The sequence below is a fragment of the Streptomyces sp. NPDC001781 genome (genome assembly GCF_053596035.1).
The window spans coordinates 1-1,741 of the sequence record NZ_JBSFFI010000088.1 but is presented as its reverse complement, the minus strand read 5'-3'; the positions used below and the strand labels follow the sequence as shown (position 1 = coordinate 1,741).

The following is a 1,741-nucleotide window of genomic DNA, read 5'->3' as shown; positions in this document are numbered from 1 at the left end:
CTGAACGGCCCGGAGCCCCGCCACCACAGCGTGATCCTGCGGCCCGAGTGGCTGCGCCCGCTGGCCGCGTGGTTCGCCGGCGAGGCCCGGCCCGGCATCGTCGGCCGCGACGAGTACGGGATGCCGTACGGCCGCTGGCTCGCCGTCAACGGCGACGAGACGGCCGTGGCCGCCTCCACGCACAGCGAGGCGCGGATGGACTGCGTCAGCCCGTTCGGTACGGCCCGGGTGGCCGTCGGCGTGCGGCGCGGTCTCTCGGCCCTGGCCGTGATGCTCACGCCCGAGGCCCGGCAGGACGTCGCGGTGTACCTGCGCCGCGCCGACGCCGCACACTGGACCGCAGCCTGACCGGCTCATTCGGTGGTCCGCCGGATCACTGGCACACTCCGTGGCATCCCCCACTCGTGGCGGGTGGTCCCCGTCACCAGCCACGGCTCCAGTGCCCCGCCCCCTCCCCACAGGGCGGGGCACTCGCACAACGTGACCAAGGAACAGGGGAGGCCCTATGGGCACCGTCACCACCCGCACGCTCGCGCACGCTCTGCGGCGCGTCGACCAGCTCCAGGTCCAGCGGCGCCGGATCGCCCGGTCCCTCGCCCGCTGCGCGCCGGGCTCGCCGCTCCACGAGGATCTGGCGGGCCAGCTCGCCGAGCTGGACGAACAGACCGCGCACTGGCAGGGCGTCGTCGCCCAGGCCGAGGCGCAGGGGCTCAAGACGTGGAGCCGCGAGGACTTCACGGCCGGCGACTTCGTCCGGGTCCGGGAGACCTGGTTCGAGGTGCTGCGCGTCAACTCCCGCTCGGTGACCGTCCCGCTGCGGGCGCCGGACGCAGGCGGGGACGTCGTCCGACGCGGCCCCGGCCGTACGGAGTGCACCCGCACCGTCGGGTACCACGACGGGATCACCGGCCGCATGAGCGCGGACGCGATGGCCGAACGCCACCCCGGGTAAAGGCCAGAGGATCACGACGCGTAACCGAATTCGCTAAACCCTTCGAGTGCCGTTTCGCGTTGCGCGAAACGGCACTCACCCGCACTCTTTTCCAACTCCCCTTACGCCTTTACGAGTTGGTCATACGCGCAGGCCAGGGACGCGCCCGGACGGGCTACCCGGGGTAATCGCCTCGTTGCGTGAACACATGCGGAAACATGTGTGCCACTTCGCACGGCAGCCCCGATTATTTCCGTGTGCACGCTTCCAAACTCGTGTGTCATACGGCAATAGTTCGTAGCTGGAAGTAGTCACCACGTCCGAGGAGCTGGAGTGCTGGAGGGTCAGTCGAGCGGCTACGCCGCTTCCGAGGTTCGTTGGCAGGATGGGGCGGCCTGTGCGGGGGTTCCACTGGATGTCTTCGTACCCGACCATGAGAACGCGGAGGGCCTGGAGGAGGCCCGCCGTTTCTGCAATCCGTGCCCCGTGCGCGATACTTGCCTCCGGTACGCCTTGACGTACGGGCAGCGCGGGTACTGGGGCGGTACCGACACCGCCGAACGCCGGCGGCTGAAGGCGAAGAAGGACCGGGCCAAGTGCCCGTCCTGCGAGAGTAGGCGGGTGGTGGACATGAAGGCCGTGGAGGGCAGCGACGACGCGCTGTGCCTCGCCTGCGGCCTGAGCTGGCTCACCGCGTCCGCCGCACAGACCCGTCCGCGAGCCGGCGCGCGGGCGGCCTGACGGTCCTCCCTGCCACTAACAGGGAGGACCGTCAGTCAATGAATACGGTAATGGCCGGGCACCCCGTTC

General features: G+C 70.4%; 3 protein-coding genes. All 3 read left to right on the top strand.

The window, feature by feature from the left end; genetic code table 11:
- Positions 1 to 348: hypothetical protein (locus ACWCV3_RS28830; RefSeq protein WP_451230283.1), on the top strand; the 348-nt coding region annotated here is incomplete at its 5' end.
- A gap of 157 nt (positions 349 to 505) precedes the next feature.
- Positions 506 to 952, top strand: coding sequence for a hypothetical protein (locus tag ACWCV3_RS28825; protein ID WP_451230280.1), 447 nt, complete (start codon positions 506 to 508; stop codon positions 950 to 952).
- A 312-nt stretch (positions 953 to 1,264) separates the two neighbouring features.
- The gene (locus ACWCV3_RS28820; protein ID WP_451230277.1) at positions 1,265 to 1,672 is read left to right on the top strand and encodes a WhiB family transcriptional regulator; all 408 of its coding nucleotides are present in this window, start codon (positions 1,265 to 1,267) and stop codon (positions 1,670 to 1,672) included.
- The last annotated feature ends 69 nt before the right edge of the window (positions 1,673 to 1,741 follow it).